The 16,021-nt window shown below is 70.3% G+C and carries 19 protein-coding genes; 12 read left to right on the top strand and 7 right to left on the bottom strand.

Features of this window, described 5'->3' with window-relative positions:
- The first annotated feature begins 134 nt into the window (after positions 1–134).
- From PQV94_RS09715 to PQV94_RS09725, 3 genes are read left to right on the top strand one after another with little or no spacing between them, the layout of a single operon-like run.
- A complete protein-coding gene (locus tag PQV94_RS09715; RefSeq protein WP_137417388.1) occupies positions 135–359 on the top strand; it encodes a DUF3107 domain-containing protein in 225 nt (74 codons plus the stop codon).
- Between the two features lie 3 nt (positions 360–362).
- Positions 363–653 (top strand): hypothetical protein, encoded by a 291-nt coding sequence (locus tag PQV94_RS09720; RefSeq protein WP_274285651.1) that lies wholly within the window; start codon positions 363–365, stop codon positions 651–653.
- 4 nt (positions 654–657) lie between these two features.
- A complete protein-coding gene (locus tag PQV94_RS09725) occupies positions 658–1,068 on the top strand; it encodes a RidA family protein (protein WP_274285652.1) in 411 nt (136 codons plus the stop codon).
- Positions 1,069–1,087: 19 nt separating this feature from the next.
- On the opposite strand, the gene PQV94_RS09730 is transcribed toward PQV94_RS09725, so the two are convergent.
- Positions 1,088–1,804, bottom strand: a complete 717-nt coding sequence (locus tag PQV94_RS09730) for a ferritin-like fold-containing protein (protein ID WP_274285653.1) — start codon at positions 1,802–1,804, stop codon at positions 1,088–1,090.
- Positions 1,805–1,979: 175 nt separating this feature from the next.
- Here PQV94_RS09730 and PQV94_RS09735 point away from each other — a divergent pair, with 175 nt between their 5' ends.
- On the top strand, positions 1,980–3,431 hold the full coding sequence (locus PQV94_RS09735; protein WP_274285654.1) for a DEAD/DEAH box helicase: 1,452 nt from the start codon (positions 1,980–1,982) through the stop codon (positions 3,429–3,431).
- A gap of 24 nt (positions 3,432–3,455) precedes the next feature.
- On the opposite strand, the gene PQV94_RS09740 is transcribed toward PQV94_RS09735, so the two are convergent.
- Positions 3,456–4,325: a PHP domain-containing protein gene (locus PQV94_RS09740; RefSeq protein WP_274285655.1), complete on the bottom strand. Its 870-nt coding sequence runs from the start codon at positions 4,323–4,325 to the stop codon at positions 3,456–3,458.
- Between the two features lie 78 nt (positions 4,326–4,403).
- On the opposite strand from PQV94_RS09740, the gene PQV94_RS09745 reads away from it, so the two are divergent.
- Both PQV94_RS09745 and PQV94_RS09750 read left to right on the top strand, forming a co-directional pair.
- The gene (locus PQV94_RS09745; protein ID WP_274285656.1) at positions 4,404–5,414 is read left to right on the top strand and encodes an endonuclease/exonuclease/phosphatase family protein; all 1,011 of its coding nucleotides are present in this window, start codon (positions 4,404–4,406) and stop codon (positions 5,412–5,414) included.
- A gap of 33 nt (positions 5,415–5,447) precedes the next feature.
- On the top strand, positions 5,448–6,857 hold the full coding sequence (locus PQV94_RS09750) for an aminopeptidase P family protein (RefSeq protein WP_274285657.1): 1,410 nt from the start codon (positions 5,448–5,450) through the stop codon (positions 6,855–6,857).
- A 30-nt stretch (positions 6,858–6,887) separates the two neighbouring features.
- Here PQV94_RS09750 and PQV94_RS09755 read toward each other — a convergent pair whose 3' ends face one another.
- Positions 6,888–7,514 carry a general stress protein gene (locus PQV94_RS09755; protein ID WP_274285658.1) on the bottom strand — a complete coding sequence of 209 codons (627 nt, stop codon included), beginning with the start codon at positions 7,512–7,514 and terminating at the stop codon, positions 6,888–6,890.
- A gap of 70 nt (positions 7,515–7,584) precedes the next feature.
- Here PQV94_RS09755 and PQV94_RS09760 point away from each other — a divergent pair, with 70 nt between their 5' ends.
- The 3 genes from PQV94_RS09760 to PQV94_RS09770 are packed head-to-tail and all read left to right on the top strand — an operon-like array spanning position 7,585 to position 10,575.
- Positions 7,585–8,835 carry a magnesium transporter MgtE N-terminal domain-containing protein gene (locus PQV94_RS09760; protein WP_137417397.1) on the top strand — a complete coding sequence of 417 codons (1,251 nt, stop codon included), beginning with the start codon at positions 7,585–7,587 and terminating at the stop codon, positions 8,833–8,835.
- The gene (locus PQV94_RS09765; protein WP_274288259.1) at positions 8,835–9,434 is read left to right on the top strand and encodes a DUF1003 domain-containing protein; all 600 of its coding nucleotides are present in this window, start codon (positions 8,835–8,837) and stop codon (positions 9,432–9,434) included. Before PQV94_RS09760 ends, PQV94_RS09765 begins: the two co-directional genes overlap by 1 nt.
- Entirely contained in the window at positions 9,424–10,575 is a 1,152-nt protein-coding gene (locus PQV94_RS09770; RefSeq protein ID WP_274285659.1) for an Mrp/NBP35 family ATP-binding protein, read from the top strand. Before PQV94_RS09765 ends, PQV94_RS09770 begins: the two co-directional genes overlap by 11 nt.
- Before the next feature lie 12 nt (positions 10,576–10,587).
- On the opposite strand, the gene PQV94_RS09775 is transcribed toward PQV94_RS09770, so the two are convergent.
- Positions 10,588–10,968 carry a Sec-independent protein translocase TatB gene (locus tag PQV94_RS09775; protein ID WP_274285660.1) on the bottom strand — a complete coding sequence of 127 codons (381 nt, stop codon included), beginning with the start codon at positions 10,966–10,968 and terminating at the stop codon, positions 10,588–10,590.
- 71 nt (positions 10,969–11,039) lie between these two features.
- Between PQV94_RS09775 and PQV94_RS09780 the strand changes: the two genes are divergently transcribed.
- On the top strand, positions 11,040–11,678 hold the full coding sequence (locus tag PQV94_RS09780; RefSeq protein WP_274285661.1) for an O-methyltransferase: 639 nt from the start codon (positions 11,040–11,042) through the stop codon (positions 11,676–11,678).
- A 57-nt stretch (positions 11,679–11,735) separates the two neighbouring features.
- Here the strand turns inward: PQV94_RS09780 and PQV94_RS09785 are convergent, their stop codons facing one another.
- The 3 genes from PQV94_RS09785 to dapE all read right to left on the bottom strand — a co-directional run bounded on the left by PQV94_RS09785 (position 11,736) and on the right by dapE (position 14,238).
- Complete coding sequence (locus tag PQV94_RS09785) at positions 11,736–11,906, bottom strand: DUF3117 domain-containing protein (RefSeq protein WP_137417400.1); 171 nt, start codon at positions 11,904–11,906, stop codon at positions 11,736–11,738.
- 68 nt (positions 11,907–11,974) lie between these two features.
- Positions 11,975–13,180, bottom strand: coding sequence for a hypothetical protein (locus PQV94_RS09790; RefSeq protein WP_274285662.1), 1,206 nt, complete (start codon positions 13,178–13,180; stop codon positions 11,975–11,977).
- Positions 13,165–14,238, bottom strand: coding sequence for a succinyl-diaminopimelate desuccinylase (gene dapE, locus PQV94_RS09795; protein ID WP_274285663.1), 1,074 nt, complete (start codon positions 14,236–14,238; stop codon positions 13,165–13,167). Before dapE ends, PQV94_RS09790 begins: the two co-directional genes overlap by 16 nt.
- A gap of 43 nt (positions 14,239–14,281) precedes the next feature.
- On the opposite strand from dapE, the gene dapD reads away from it, so the two are divergent.
- Both dapD and ppk2 read left to right on the top strand, forming a co-directional pair.
- The gene (dapD, locus tag PQV94_RS09800) at positions 14,282–15,220 is read left to right on the top strand and encodes a 2,3,4,5-tetrahydropyridine-2,6-dicarboxylate N-succinyltransferase (RefSeq protein WP_274285664.1); all 939 of its coding nucleotides are present in this window, start codon (positions 14,282–14,284) and stop codon (positions 15,218–15,220) included.
- Complete coding sequence (gene ppk2, locus PQV94_RS09805; RefSeq protein ID WP_274285665.1) at positions 15,217–16,017, top strand: polyphosphate kinase 2; 801 nt, start codon at positions 15,217–15,219, stop codon at positions 16,015–16,017. Before dapD ends, ppk2 begins: the two co-directional genes overlap by 4 nt.
- Positions 16,018–16,021 lie beyond the last annotated feature (4 nt).

Here is a 16,021-nt window from a genome sequence, read left to right on the forward strand (position 1 = left end):
GCGCCCCGGCGACACGGGGCCGAAGCGACGCGTTCGCCCACAGCGTGCGCCGTCACCCCCGCCGCCGGGCGGCGGCATTCTGCGGTGCCGTAGAGTCGGAACGTCCCCGAAGACAGACGAGAGAGGCGACATCCGTGGAGATCCGCATCGGCATCGCGAACACCGGCCGCGAGCTCAACTTCGAGACCGACCAGGCCGCCGACGACGTGAAGAAGTCGCTCGCCGACGCACTCGGCTCGGGCGCTCCGTTCGTGTCGTTCGCCGACACCAAGGGCAACTCCTACATCGTCCCCGCCGCCAGCCTGGCCTACGTCGAGCTCGGCACCGAAGAGGCCCGTCGGGTCGGCTTCGTCGCCTGAGCGATGGAGATCCTGCTCGCGCTGATCTACGGCGCCGCCGTGGGCACCGCGGCTCATTTCGCCCTCGGTGGTCGTGAGCTGCGCGGCGTCGCGCTCGCGCCCATGGTGGGCGCGTTGATCGGTGGGGTCGTGTGGCTCGCGCTGACATGGGCCGGTGCCAGCACGGCCGAGCCATGGTTGTGGCTCGCAACGCTGGTCGCGGCACCGGTCGTCGTCGTGCCCCTGCTCGTCGTGCTCGGCCGCATCCGCTCGGCGCACGACGCTCGCGAGCGTCAGCGCCTGCACATCGGCTGAGCCCATGAGTGCTTCCGCCGTCCGCCTCATCCGCGCGGAGCGGCTCAGCGGGGTGGCCGAATACGCCTACGCCGCGACCGCGCCCGCCGGCACACGCTTCATCTTCCTGGCAGGAGCCTGCCCGCTGGCCGCCGACGGCTCCACTGTCGCCGTGGGCGATTACGCCGGCCAGGCGGCGCGCTGCATCGAGACCCTCGCCGAGGCTCTCGTGGCGGCCGGCGCCGAGCTGGCGGACGTCATCAGCACCCGCGTGCTGGTCGCCTCCACCGCGCAGCGGGACCTCGTCGCAGCGTGGGAGGTCGTGCGCGACGCGTTCGGTGATCACGACGTGCCGAGCACCCTGATGGGGGTGACCGTGCTGGGCTACGACGATCAGCTGGTCGAGATCGAGGCTGTCGCCGCCGTCGCCGACTGAGGCGCCCGCACCCGCCGGGTCAGGACGACAGGCCGAGCGACTCCATCCGGCGCGCGTGCGCGGCCATCAGTTCGGTGAACACCGGCTCCACGGTCTCCTGCATCGCCGTCGTGTTCTCCGTGCCCTTCAGCGCCGCGCGTGCGATCAGCAGGGTGTCTCCGACAAGACGGCGTCCCCACAGTGCCAGCAGCGACGGCCACTCCTCGCTCTCGCCCAGGGTCTCGAGGAGGATGTCGACCAGGGCACCGCGTGCATCGTCCGCCTCCAACGCCCGGGCCACCCTGAGTCCCGTTTCGCCGTAGCTCGCCGAGAGCGCGAGGTAGAAGTCGTCGAGCATGCCCGCGGTCAGGTGCACCGAGAGCATCGTCTCGGGCCACCGCACGCCGTGCACCTCGGCGCGGAAGGCGTCGAGCGGCTCGCGGAAGGGCAGCATGAGCGCGGTCGGGTCCTCATCGCGATCGCGGATGACCGCGACCAGCTGCTCGTGCTTGCGCAGTGCGGCGCCCGCAGCGCGAGAGATCGCCTCCTTGCGGGCGAGTTCGGGTGTCAACGCGATGAGTTCGGTGAGCGTCTCGAAGAAGCCGAGCTGCAGATAGGCGGCTTGGCCGAGGAAGGTGTCGATGTCGGGCGCGAGCTCGGCGAAGTCGACGCGCGTGATGCCGTCGTACTCCCCGCGTGAGCGCAGGCGCAGCGTGCGGCCCGCGGGCCTCGAACGACGTCGGAACCATTCCCACACACGACCAGCCTAGAAGGTTCCCCGCCCGCGCGTCGGAGCGCCCGGCGGAGCGGAGGGCGTGCTCCGGTATCCTGGTGGAGTCCCGGCATCGGATCGGGACCTGCGCGCCTGGGGCTGACAAGGGCGCGGACATCCGGCGGCGCTTCCCGCGCCCACAACCAGACAGGTGCATATTGTGACGACCTTCGCCGAGCTCGGCGTCGACCAGGACATCGTCGACGTTCTCGCCGCTCGCGGCATCGCCGACGCGTTCCCCATCCAAGAGCAGACCATTCCGCTCTCCCTGCCCGGGCAGGACATCATCGGCCAGGCCAAGACCGGTACCGGCAAGACCTTCGGCTTCGGCATCCCGGTGGTGCAGCGTCTCGGCGCCTCGCCGGATCCGGGCGTGAAGGCGCTCATCGTGGTTCCCACCCGCGAGCTCGCTGTGCAGGTCTACGAAGACATGGACCTGCTGACCTCCGGTCGCAGCACCAGCGTCGTCGCCATCTACGGCGGCAAGGCCTACGAGGGCCAGATCGACCAGCTCAAGGCCGGCGCCCAGATCGTCGTCGGCACGCCGGGCCGTCTCATCGACCTCGCGAACCAGCGCCTGCTCGACCTCTCCCACGCGACAGAGGTCGTCCTGGACGAGGCCGACAAGATGCTCGATCTCGGCTTCCTTCCCGACATCGACAAGATCTTCTCGAAGGTTCCCGCGGTGCGGCACACGCAGCTGTTCTCGGCGACGATGCCGGGGCCGATCGTCGCACTCGCGCGACGCTTCATGTCGAACCCCATCCACATCCGTGCCAACGACCCGGATGAGGGGCTGACGCAGGCCAACATCCGTCATCTGGTCTACCGCGCCCACAGCCTGGACAAGGACGAGATCATCGCCCGCATCCTGCAGGCCGAAGGTCGCGGCAAGACCGTCGTGTTCACGCGCACCAAGCGCGCGGCGCAGCGACTGGTCGACGAGCTCAACGACCGCGGCTTCAACGCCGGCGCTGTGCACGGCGATATGAGCCAGGAGTCGCGCGAACGGTCCATGGCGGCGTTCAAGGCGGGCAAGAAGGACGTCCTGATCGCGACGGATGTGGCGGCGCGAGGCATCGACGTCGACGACGTCACCCACGTCATCAATCACACCATTCCGGACGACGAGAAGACCTACCTGCACCGCGCCGGCCGCACCGGCCGCGCGGGACGCACCGGCATCGCGGTGACCTTCGTCGACTGGGAGGACCTGCACAAGTGGGCCCTCATCAATCGCGCACTCGAGTTCGGCCAGCCCGACCCCGTCGAGACCTACTCGTCGAGCCCGCACCTGTTCGCCGACCTGGACATTCCCGAGGGCACGAAGGGACGCCTGCGCAAGGCTCCCGCCACGGCGACCGTCACGACCGTGTCCGGTGACGCGCCTGCCGCAGACGCGGCGCCCCGCAAGCGCCGGCGTCGGCGCACGGGCGCCGGCGCCGACCCGTCCGCAGCACCCGCCGCATCCGGATCGGATGCCGCGCGCACCGACGGCGGCGGCACGCACGACGGCGGCGGCGCCGAGCACCACGACGGCAAGCCCGCGGCCGCACGGCGCCGCCGGCGTCGGCGCGGTCCCCGCCCCGACGCGTCCGCTCCGTCGGCCTGACACCTCGCAGCGCGCCGGTCCCCCTCAGGGGTGGATCGGCGCGCTGCCGCGTGCACGGGCGATGATCCGTGCGAGCATCTCGCCCGACGTGGTGTTCTCACCCGGGCGATTGGGCTTGCCCGCGCCGTGATAGTCGCTCGAACCGGTGACGATGAGACCGTTCTGCGTGGCGACGCGGCGCAGTACCGCCTTGCCGTCGGACGTGTTCTCACGGTGTTCGATCTCGAAACCGCCTAGTCCATGCGCGATGAGCTCGTCGATCACGGGCATCGGCAGCATCCGGTCGCGGCCATGAGGCGTGGGGTGGGCGATGATCGGCACGCCGCCGGCGGCGACCACGAGGTCGACGGCGGTGACCGGGTCGGGCGCGTAGTGGGGCTCGTAGTAGCCCGCGCGCGGATGCAGCACCCCGTCGAACGCAGCACCGCGGTCGGCGACGATGCCGCGCGCGACGAGAGCATCGGCGATGTGGGGACGCCCCACGGTCGCGTCGGCGCCGGTCTGAGCGAGCACGTCCGCCCAGGTGAGGTCGTAGTCACGCGCGAGGCTGGCGACGATGCGCTCCGCGCGACCGATGCGGTCGTCGCGGATGCGGGCCAGCTCCGCCGTCAGAGCACTGTCGGTGGGGTCGAACAGGTACGCGAGGACGTGGACGCTGCGCCACCCCTGACGCGCGCTCATCTCCATCCCCGGCAGGAACGTCATGCCCAGTCGCACGGCTTCCTCGGCCGCCTCGCCCCAGCCCGCGGTCGTGTCGTGGTCGGTGAGCGAGACGGTGGCCAGCCCAGCCGCATGTGTCTGGCGCATGACCTCGGCGGGCGACTCGGTGCCGTCCGAGCGCGTGGAATGCAGATGCAGGTCGGCGGGCGTCGATACGCGGCCGTCTGCACTCATCCCCTGAGCGTACCGCGCAGCCGAGAGCGCCCTCCTGCGTGCGGCCGACGCTCAGGTCGACTGCCTAGGCTCGGGAGGGTGTCACGTCTGCTGGGAATCCTGCTGAGCCTGCTCTGCGCGATCGCGGCGGCCGTGCTCACCTGGCCGGAGTTCTTCCGCCTCTCGCGGACCTTTCCGCTCGCCCAGATCGTGTCGTTCCGCTCTCTGGTCGCCGTGGCGTTCGCGGCTCTCGCCGTCGTCGCGCTGCTGCTGTCGGTGGCCCGCCCGGTGCGCCGTATCGCGCTTCCCATGGCCCTCGTCGCCCTCCTCGCCGTCGGCGCCAATGCGGCGATCATCGTCTCGCGCGGCACCGGTACCACGGCACTGCCCGCGAAGACCGAGAACAGCATCCGGGTCATGACGTGGAACACGGCGGGCGACGCCACCTCACCCCAGACGATCGCGCAGACGGCCATCGCCATGGGTGCCGACATCGTGAGCCTGCCCGAGACCACGATCGAGACCGGTGCGGAGGTCGCGGTCGCGATGCGTGATCTCGGCAGTCCGATGTGGGCGCACCACACCGAGTACGGGACCGACGGATGGGCGGCGGATTCGACCACGCTGCTCATCAGCCCTTCGCTCGGCACCTACTCGGTCATCGCCTCTTCGCAGGAGGGGACCAGCACCGTGCCCAGCGCCGTCGCGATGCCGACCGACGGCAACGGCCCCACGGTCGTGGCCGCTCACGCCGTGGCACCTCGCGAGGACCAGATGGAGCATTGGCGCCACGACCTGCAGTGGCTCGCCGATCAGTGCGCGGGCGGGGACGTCATCATGGCGGGCGACTTCAACGCGACGCTGGACCACATGTCGGGCCTGGGAACCGATGGCGGAACACTCGGCGCCTGCCGGGATGCGGCGTCGCAGACCGGCAACGGTGCTGTCGGCACCTGGCCCACCGATCTCCCGGCCCTCGCCGGCGCGCCGATCGACCACGTGCTGGCCACACCGCAGTGGACGCCCACGGGCTCTGTCGTGCTGAGCGGGATGGACGACGCCGGCAGCGACCACCGGCCGCTCGTCGTGCAGTACGAGCGCACCGGCTGAGCGCCCGGGCGACGAGGGTGGGAGACTGGACGCATGTCGGAATCCACGGACACCTCACCCGCGACCTCTGAAGAGCCGGTCGTCTCGAACCGCAAGCAGCCCTTCCCGCAGGGCTTCCTGTCGACGATCTCGACCGGATGGGCCGAGCGCGCGGAAACGATCGCTCCGCCGCGCATCGAAGCGGCCTACGCCGCCGCACGCCGCGTCGCGCTCTCTGCGCTGTTCCCGGGCTCACGCCTCGTGATCCCGGCCGGCGAGCTGAAGCAACGCAGCAACGACACCGACTATCCGTTCCGTGCGCACTCCGCCTTCGCCCACCTGACCGGATGGGGCGCGGACAGCGAGCCCGGCTCGGTTCTCGTCTTCGAGCCCCGAGCCGACGAGGGCCACGACGTCATGCTCTACTTCCGCGAGCGGGCCGACCGCACCACGAGCGAGTTCTACGCCGACGCCAGTGTCGGTGAGTTCTGGATCGGGCCGCGCCCGTCGCTGGCGCAGGTCGCGGCAGACCTCGCGATCGCGACAGCCCATCTCGACGCGTTCACTCCGAGCGAGGCGGACCGTGTCGTCGACGAGGATGCGGAGCTCAGCCGCATCGTCTCGGAGCTGCGCCTCATCAAGGACGAGCACGAGATCGCCCAGCTGCAGCTCGCAGTGGACGTCACCGGCGCAGGCTTCGACGACATCGTGCGAGAGCTCCCCCGCATCGTCGCGCATCCCCGCGGCGAACGCGTGGTGGAGGGCGTCTTCCATCAGCGGGCCCGCAGCGACGGCAACTGGGAGGGCTACGACACGATCGCCGCTTCCGGTGCCCATGCCTGCTATCTGCACTGGACCCGCAACGACGGCCGCGTCCTGCCGGGCGATCTCATCCTGATCGACGCGGGTGTCGAGGTCGACAGTCTGTACACCGCCGACATCACCCGCACGCTTCCGGTCAACGGACGCTTCACCGAGGTGCAGCGCCGCGTGTACGAGACCGTCCGAGAGGCGGCCGATGTCGCGTTCGCCGCCGCTCGCCCCGGCGTGAAGTTCCGCGAGATCCATGAGGCCGCCATGTCGGTCATCGCGGCCCGCGTCGCGGAATGGGGCCTCATCCCCGTCACAGCCGAGGAGGCGTTGGACGCCGACCGCGGCGGGCAGCACCGGCGGTACATGGTGCACGGCACGAGCCATCACCTCGGCCTCGACGTGCACGACTGCGCGCAGGCTCGGCGCGACATGTACTACGAGGGCGAGCTTGCGCCGGGAATGGTCTTCACGATCGAGCCCGGCCTCTACTTCCAGGCCGACGACCTCACCGTCCCCGAGGAGCTGCGCGGCATCGGTGTGCGCATCGAGGACGACATCCTCATGACGGCCGAGGGCCCCGTGAACCTGTCCGCAGGCATCCCCCGCACCGCCGACGAGATCGAGGCGTGGATCGCCCGCCTGTCGAGTTGACGCGGGCCGGTCGGGCAGGAGGCGGCGTGCTCAGGCGCGCTCGTCGTCCTGGCCCGCCTGCGGCTCCCCCGTCGCGGGCCGCTCGACGGGCGACGCCTGGGGCGGCTGCGAACCCGGCGTGATCCGCTCGCCGTAGCGCGGCGGCGTGTCGAGGCGCTGGGGCGTCGAGGACGGGCGCGTCGCGGTCGGCGCGGTGCCCAGTGCGGTGCGGGCCTTATGGACGCTCGTGGGCGCGACCTTGACCTCGTAGTGGTCCGCGACGACCTGCATGACGGACGCATAGTCGCGCCGGCGACGCACGATCGAGAACATCAGGATGTTCAGCAGCATCCCGATCGCGATGCCGACCAGCAGCACGCCCACGAACGCCTGGATCTGTACCGTCGGCGAGCCGAGCACGAAGATGAATGAGAAGAGGACGCCGAGCATAAGGCCGTTGATCGCCCCCGATCTGGCGGCGGTGGCGTAGCCCAGCCGGCCGGTGATGCGCTCGATGGAGCGCAGACCCGCACCTACGATCGCGATCTCCTTCGCGGGGACCTCGGCAGCGATGAGAGCGGAGACGGCCTTCTGCGCCCCCTCGTACTGCGTGAACGAGGCGACGGTCTCGCCCGTTTCGGCGGAGCCTTGCGAGAACGGTGCACCCTGGTTGCTCATCACCCCATCTTCCCACGCCGTGCCGCAGCGCTCCCGGCGTGCTCATCGAGCCCGGGGCTAGGCTGGTCGGGTGAGCACACAGCGGGTTTTCGTCGCGCGTCTGGCCGGATGCGCGGTCTTCGATCCCGCCGGCGACCGCCTCGGACGCGTGCGCGACGTCGTCGTGATCTACCGCCCCGACGACGCTCCCCGCGTCATCGGCCTGGTCATCGAGATCCCCGGTCGACGCCACGTGTTCGTCTCGATCGGACGGGTCACCTCGATCGACACCGGTCAGGTCATCACGACCGGCCTCATCAACGTGCGTCGCTTCCAGCAGCGCGGTGGCGAGGTGCGTGTTCTGGCGGAGCTCGTCGGGCGCAAGGTATCGCTGCGTGACGGCTCCGGTCAGGCCGTCATCGAGGATGTCGCCATCGAGCGAAACCGCCTCGGCGAATGGGACGTGTCCCAGCTCTTCCTGCGCAAACCCAAGACGAGCCCCTCACCGTTCGCGAAGGGCGCCACCACCTTCGCCTCGTGGCACGACGTCAACGACGGCCAGACCCGGGGCGAAGCGCAGTCCGCCGAGCGGCTGGTGGCCAGCTATGCGGAACTCAAGGCCGCCGACCTTGCCAACACCCTGCTGGATCTCCCCGAAGACCGCCTCCTCGAGGTCGCGGAAGAGCTTCCCGACGACCGCCTCGCCGACGCCCTCGAAGAGATGCCGGAAGAGGAGCAGGTGCACATCCTCGAGGCCCTCGGCGACGAGCGCGCGGCCGACATCCTCGACGCGATGGAGCCGGACGACGCCGCGGACGTTCTCGCCCAGCTGCCGGCCGAGCAGCGCGAGGAGCTGCTCGAGCTCATGGAACCCGATGAGGCGGAGGACGTGCGCGCCCTTCTGCAGTACGGCCCCGATACGGCGGGCGGGCTGATGACGCCCGAGCCCATCGTGCTGTCGGCCGACAACACGATCGCCGAAGCGCTCGCGCTCATCCGCCGCCACGAGACGCATCCGGCCCTCGCCGCCGCCGTGTTCGTGACACTGCCTCCCTACGAGACGCCCACCGGTCGTCTGCTCGGCACCGTGCACTTCCAGCGGATGCTGCGCTATCCCCCGCACGAGCGACTCGGCGCGCTGCTGGATGACTCGCTCGAGCCCGTGCCCGCCACCGCCTCTGCTGCCGTCGTCGCGCGTCTTCTGGCGACCTACAACCTCGTCTCGGTTCCGGTCGTCGACTCCGCACAGCGCCTCGTCGGCGCCGTCAGCGTCGACGATGTGCTCGACTATCTGCTTCCGGAGGACTGGCGCACCGGTGACTCGGAAGGGCGGCCGCAATGATGGCCCGGTCGCCTCGAAAGGGCGCGCTGGACGCGCCCCGCGGGCGGAGCGGGATGCTGTCGCGGTCCCCGCAGCCCTCACGCGACCGGTTCGGTCGCTTCACCGAGGTGATCGCCCGCGGCATGGGAACGCCGTGGTTCCTGGTGGGCCTGAGTGCGTTCTGCGCCGCCTGGCTCGCGTGGAACACGATGCTGCCGCCGGAGCTGCGCTTCGACTCCTCGGACAACGGCTTCACGGCGCTCACGCTCGTGCTCTCGCTGCAGGCCTCCTACGCCGCCCCGCTCATCCTGCTCGCACAGAACCGGCAGGACGACCGCGACCGGGTGCAGATCGAGCAGGACCGTCAGCGCGCGGAGCGCAACCTCGCCGACACCGAGTACCTGGCCCGGGAGATCGTCGCCCTGCGGATGGCGCTGACGGACGTCTCGAGCGAGTCGGTCACCCGCGAGGTGCTCCGCGACGAACTGCGGGCGCTGCTGGAGGATCTGCAGGCGCACGAGGCGGGCGAGGAGCCGGAGCAGGTCCGGGCCGAGCGCGAGGAGAAGCGCCGACGGGCCGAGCGCCGCGAGAAGGCGGAGCGCGAAGCCCGTGAGCTCTGAGTCCCACCGCATCACCCGGGTGCGGGAGGCCGTCGGGGCCGTCACCGATCCCGAGCTGAGACGCAGCCTCGCCGACCTCGACATGGTGCGCGAGGTCAGCGAGAGCACCGACGGCGGCGTGCGCGTCGCCGTCGCGCTCACAATCGTCGGCTGCCCCGCATCCGATCGCATCGAGCGCGACGTGCGCCAGGCCGCCGAACGCGTGGTCGGCGATGCCAAGGTCGAGGTCGTCCTGGGCGTCATGAGCCCCGAGGAGCGCGAGGCGCTGACGACGCGTCTGCGCGGAGGCCGCCGACGCGGCAACCCCTTCACGCCCGAGTCGCTGACACGGGTGATCGCCGTCACGAGCGGCAAGGGCGGCGTCGGAAAGTCGACGCTGACCGCCAACCTCGCCGTGGCGTTGGCCGACCGCGGCAGGCGCGTGGGTCTCGTGGACGCGGACGTGCATGGCTTCTCGATCCCCGCACTGCTGGGACTCGTCGACGCCGACGGTGAGAGCGTGCGACCGACCAGGATCGACGATCTCATCGTCCCTCCGGTCGCCTACGACGTGAAGGTGGTCTCGATCGGCATGTTCCTGCCCGAAGGCGCCGCTCGCAGCGCCGTCGCGTGGCGCGGACCCATGCTCCACCGCACGATGCAGCAGTTCCTCACCGAGGTGTACTTCGGCGACCTCGACGTACTGCTCATCGACATGCCGCCCGGCACCGGCGACATCGCCATCTCGATCGGGCAGCTCCTGCCGCACGCCGACGTGCTCGTGGTCACCACCCCGCAGGCTGCGGCTTCGGAGGTGGCGGCACGCAGCGGGCTGGTCGCCAGGCAGACGGGCCAGAGCGTCCTGGGGGTCGTCGAGAACATGACCGCCATGACGCTGCCCGACGGCACGAGCTTCGATCTGTTCGGGTCCGGGGGCGGTGATCGCATCGCGCGGGAGCTGAGCACGGACGCCGAGACGGTGGACGTGATCGCGCGTGTTCCGCTCAGCCGCGCGCTGCGCAGCGGAGGGGATGCGGGCGAGCCGGTCGTTCGCCGCGCCCCGGATGATCCCGCCTCGCTCGCTATCCAGCAGATCGCCGAGCGCATCCTGCTCACCGGCAGGTCGCTCTCCGGCAGAGCGCTGCCCGTCACCCCGCGCTGAACCGCTGGGGCGTCAGGTCGCCTCGTCGTCGAACGGGGGCTGCTCCCCCGACTCCAGGTCGAAGCTCTCCGCGGCACGGGTCGTCGACATCGTCGCCGCAGCGGCTGCACCGGCCGCGCGCACGGTCGCTGTGGGCGGGTCGTCCAGCAGCGCCTCGCGGATGATGCGCCGCGGGTCGTACTGGCGCGGATCGAGCTTGCGCCAATCCACCTCATCGAACTCGGGGCCCATCTCATCCTTCACGCGGCTGCGCGCACCGCGCAGGAACTCGCGTGAGCGGTTCGTGAACCGCGCCAGGGCCTCGGCATACCGGGGCAGTCGTTCGGGTCCGATGAGAAAGGCGGCGATCACGGCGATCACCAGCAGCTTCTCGATCGTGAGCCCGAACACCATGCCTTCAGATTACCGCCGCGCCTGACCGCCGCCGCCCATCGGCGACCGTAGGCTTGCCGAGGAGGAACACCATGGCCGGACACGACGCGAGCGATCGCTTCGCACGCGAGGCGACCGTCGAACCCGACGCGATCGCCCGCGCACGCACACACGCCCTCGAGCTCGGGGCCGACCCGGTGAGCGCGCCCATCGGGGCGCAGCTCGCGCTGCTCGCGCAGGTCTCGCGTGCCCTGAACATCGTCGAGATCGGGACCGGGGCCGGTGTGTCGGGGCTGTGGCTCATGCACGGCGCACCGCGAGCCATCCTCACGACCATCGACAAGGAGCCCGAGCACCTGCAGGCCGCCCGTCGCGCATTCTCCGACGCACGCATCGCACCCGCGCGCGCCAGGTTCATCACCGGTCGCGCCTCCGATGTCCTGCCGCGCATGAACGAAGCCTCGTACGACATCGTGCTCGTCGACGCAGATGCGGATGGCGTGATCGAGTACGTGGAGCACGGTCTGCGCCTGGTGCGTCCCGGCGGACTCGTGCTCGTGCCCCGCATCCTCGCCGGCGGCGCCGTCGCCGACCCGGTGCGACGCGACCCCGTGACGACCGCCTACCGTTCGCTCATCCAGGAGACGCAGTCCTCCCCTGCGGTCATCGGTGCGCTGTCGATCGTCGGCGAAGGTCTCCTGCAGCTCACGACCATCGACGAGAGCCGCTGACACGCCACTGCGGCCGATCCCGAAGGACCGGCCGCAGTGAAGTAGGAAGTGAACAGCTCAGGCGCCGACGACCCCCGCGAGCACGTCGTGCAATTCCTTGGCCTCGGCGTCGTTGACCGACACCACAAGACGCCCGCCGCCCTCGAGCGGAACACGAACGATGATCAGGCGCCCCTCCTTCACAGCCTCCATCGGCCCGTCTCCGGTTCTCGGCTTCATGGCTGCCATCGTGGCTCCTCTTCGTCAATGGTGAGTTCCCAGTTTATCGTGCGTGAGAGCGCGCCCGACGCTTGTCCTCAGGGGATCTGCCAGAGCGTGTTCCCCAGCGCGTACATGTTGTAGATCCACCACCACTGTCCGGCCAGTCCCGCGATCAGCACGCCGATGCGCCAGGCCGGATGCCGCCCGACGGCGACGGCGCCCCAGAGCGGTGACAGCGGAACGAGCAGCCGGAAGGTGCTCGACTGCGGGAAGAACACGGCGAGCAGATACAGCAGGTAGCTCGCCGACCAGAGACGGATCTCCATCCCGAGCCGTCGCACGCCGGGGGCGAGCAACAGGATGGCGGCCACAACCGCCACCAGCACCGCCAGCGCCGCGAACCCCAGCCAGAGCGGCCAGCCCCAGAGACGGGCCCAGAAGGCGGTGCCTGCCAGGAAGCCGTCGAAGGGGAAGAAGTGCGCGGCGGCATCCGGGATCCAGTTGCGTCGCCACGCGAGCTCGGTTGTGAGATAGGCCGCCGGGTCCCCCGTCGCAACGGCCGCGATCACCTGCCAGGAGAAGCCGACGATCGTAGCCAGGGCCGCGAGGGCGACAAGGTGCACGATCTCCCGCGCGGGGAGCGGATCCACGCGCCTGCGCGACCACCTCCAGATGCCCACCAGACCGAGTGTCAGCGCGAAGGCGAGGATGCCGGGCCTCGTGAACCCCATGAGCGGGATGAGGAGATACAGCCACCCGTAGCGCCGTCGGAGCAGGGCGTCGAGTGCCAGCACGAGCCAGAGCAGGAACAGCGACTCCGCGTACGCGATCTGGAACACGGCGGCGAGCGGACCCGCCACGAAGAAGACGACAGCCCACGTCGACGCCGACCGATCGAGACGCTGACGCATGAGGCGGTAGAAGGCGAGGGCTGCGAAGTAGCCGGCGATGAGCGCGACGAGAGGACCGGCGACCGGCCATCCGCCGACGAGGATCCCGACGCCCTGGGACATCCACGGATACAGCGGCAGGAAGGCCCAGGCGTTCTCGGCGACCTGTCCGGCTTCCGTCAGCGGTAGAGGCGAGGGGTACCCGTTGGCGGCGACGACCCAGTACCACTGCGCGTCCCAGCCCATGAGCAGCTTGCCGACTCCGGGGGCCACCCCGAACCGGGAGACCGAGGTCGACAGCGAAGAGGCGAGCACGAAGAAACCGAGCGTCACCAGGCGAGCGGCGACGTAGACGAGTCCGATCCGGACGGCGACCGGCCAGCGGCCGATGCGCGTCAGCTGCTCAGCCACGTGCGCAGTCCGCGCTCGACGTCCTCGATCTGCGCGATCGGAACGCGCTCCTGGTCGTGGTGCGCCAGGCTCGGGTCGCCGGGGCCGTAGTTCACCGCGGGGACTCCCAGCGCCGAGAAACGTGCGACGTCCGTCCAGCCGTACTTCGGATGCGGCTCGGCGCCGACCGCGCGCACGAACTCCTGCGCGAGCGGTGCGTCCAGGCCCGGTCGGGCGCCGGCCGACGAGTCCGTGAGCTCGACCTCGAAGCCCGCCAGCACTTCGCGCACGTGTGCCTCGGCCTCGGCCACCGATCTGCTCGGTGCGAAGCGGTAGTTGATCTCGACCTCGCACAGATCGGGGATGACGTTTCCTGCCACGCCGCCGGTGACGCGCACCGCATTGAGCCCCTCGCGATAGGCGAGCCCCTCGACGTCGATCGTCTGCGGCTCGTACGCCGCGAGACGCGTGAGGATGGGAGCCGCCGCGTGGATGGCGTTCTCCCCCACCCACGCTCGGGCACTGTGCGCCCGGACCCCGTGCGTGCGCGCCACGACCCGCAGCGTGCCGTTGCAGCCGCCCTCGACCTGGCCGTTGGAGGGTTCGCCGAGAATCGCGAAGTCCGCCTCGAAGAGGTCGGGGCGAAGACGCGCCACGCGGCCGAGTCCGTTGAGGGAGGCTTCCACCTCTTCGTGGTCGTACCACATCCAGGTGATGTCGACGCGAGGGTCGGTGAGCTCTGCGGCAAGCTTCAGCTGTACGGCGACGCCCGCCTTCATGTCGACCGTGCCGCGCCCCCAGAGGGTCGGCTCCCCCGCGTCATCGATCAGGCGGGTGGGGAGGTTGTCATTGATGGGGACCGTGTCGATGTGGCCGGCGATCACGACGCGCTGCGGCCTGCCGAGGCGGGTGCGGGCGACGATCGCGTCGCCGTCGCGGAAGACCTCGAGGTGCGAAAAGGGCGCGAGGGCGGCGGCGATGGCGTCGGCCAGCGTCGCCTCATCGCCCGAGACGCTCGGGATGTCGCAGATCGCCTGCGTGAGCTCGACGGCGGACGCGGACAGATCCAGCACGGGCATGGGGCCAGTCTAACGAGACGCCCCGGGCCGATAACCTGAGGGAATGAGCATGAAGCGCACGGTGTGGGGCACGGGTCTGTCGACGACGAGCGAGGACGGCACGATTCTCGACGCGTGGTTCCCGACGGTTGCGGCCGAGCCGCAGCACGGCGCGGCGTCCGAGTTCGCGCAGTTCGCCGGCGCAGATACCCGTCGCCAGGTCACCGTCGCTCCCGTCGAGCTGACGATCGATGCGGATGCGGCGCCCGCCTCGACGGTTGACGCGTATCTGCGCCTGCACGCGCTCTCCCACCGCGTCGTGGCACCGAACGAGATCAATCTCGACGGCATCTTCGGTCACCTGCCGATCGTCGCGTGGACGACCGCGGGGCCGATGCACCCCGCCGACGCCGAGCGGCTGCGTCCTGCGCTCACCCGCGCCGGCATCCAGGTGCACAGCCTCGACAAGTTCCCGCGGCTGCTCGACTACGTCACGCCGCCCGGGGTGCGCATCGCCGACGCGTCCCGCGTGCGCCTGGGCGCCTACCTCTCCCCCGGCACAACGGTGATGCACGAAGGATTCGTCAACTTCAACGCGGGGACCTTGGGCGCCTCGATGGTCGAGGGGCGTATCTCCCAGGGCGTCGTGGTCGGCGACGGCAGCGACATCGGCGGCGGCGCATCGATCATGGGCACCCTCTCGGGCGGCGGCACGCACCGCGTCTCGATCGGCTCGCGCACGCTGCTCGGCGCGAACGCCGGCATCGGCATCTCGCTCGGCGACGACTGCGTGGTGGAGGCCGGCCTGTACGTCACCGCGGGATCCAAGATCGTGCTCGCCGACGAGCAGCCCGGCGCCGACGGAGCGCGGCCGGTCGTGAAGGGCGCGGAACTGTCCGGCCGCGACGGCATCCTGTTCCGAAGGAACTCGGTGACGGGAGCGATCGAGGCCGTGCGACGCGTGGGCGTGGGCGTCACCCTCAACGAGGCGCTGCACGCATGAGCGCGGCGCGGCTTCCGAAGAAGCTCTACGAGCGCGAGCTCGCGCGTCTGCAGGCCCAGCTCGTCGACATGCAGGCGTGGGTGCAGGCGACCGGCGCGCGCGTCGTGGTGATCTTCGAAGGCCGCGACGCTGCGGGCAAGGGCTCGACGATCAAGCGGGTGTCGGAGTATCTGAATCCCCGCGTCAGCCGCATCGTGGCGCTGCCGACGCCCACGGATCGCGAGAAGTCGCAGTGGTACTTCCAGCGATACGTCCCGCATCTGCCCGCGGCGGGCGAGATCGTGCTGATGGACCGCTCCTGGTACAACCGGGCGGGCGTCGAGCGCGTCATGGGTTACTGCACCGATGCGGAGTACCAGCGGTTCCTGCGCCAGGCGCCGCTGTTCGAGCGGATGCTGGTCGAGGACGGCATTCTGCTTCTGAAGTACTGGTTCAGCGTGTCCGACGTGGAGCAGGAGGCGCGCTTCCGCTCCCGGGCGAGCGATCCGATGAGGCGCTGGAAGCTGAGCCCGAACGATGTGCTGTCCATCACCAAGTGGGAGGACTACTCACGGGCCAAGGATGCGATGCTCGTGCACACCGACATCCCCGAGGCGCCCTGGTACGAGGTCGACAACGAGGACAAACGGCGGGGCCGGATCAACATGATCCACCACCTGCTCGAGCGCATCCCGTGGCAGCCGGTCCCCCACGAGACGGTGGAGATCCCCGAACGCCCCGCCTCACGCGGATACGAGCGGCCGCCGCGCAGCGCAGACGCGATGGTTCCCGACTACGCCGCTACGCTCGAGCGCTGACGCG

It is taken from the genome of Microbacterium sp. Clip185, assembly GCF_028743715.1.
Classification (GTDB): Bacteria; Actinomycetota; Actinomycetes; order Actinomycetales; family Microbacteriaceae; genus Microbacterium.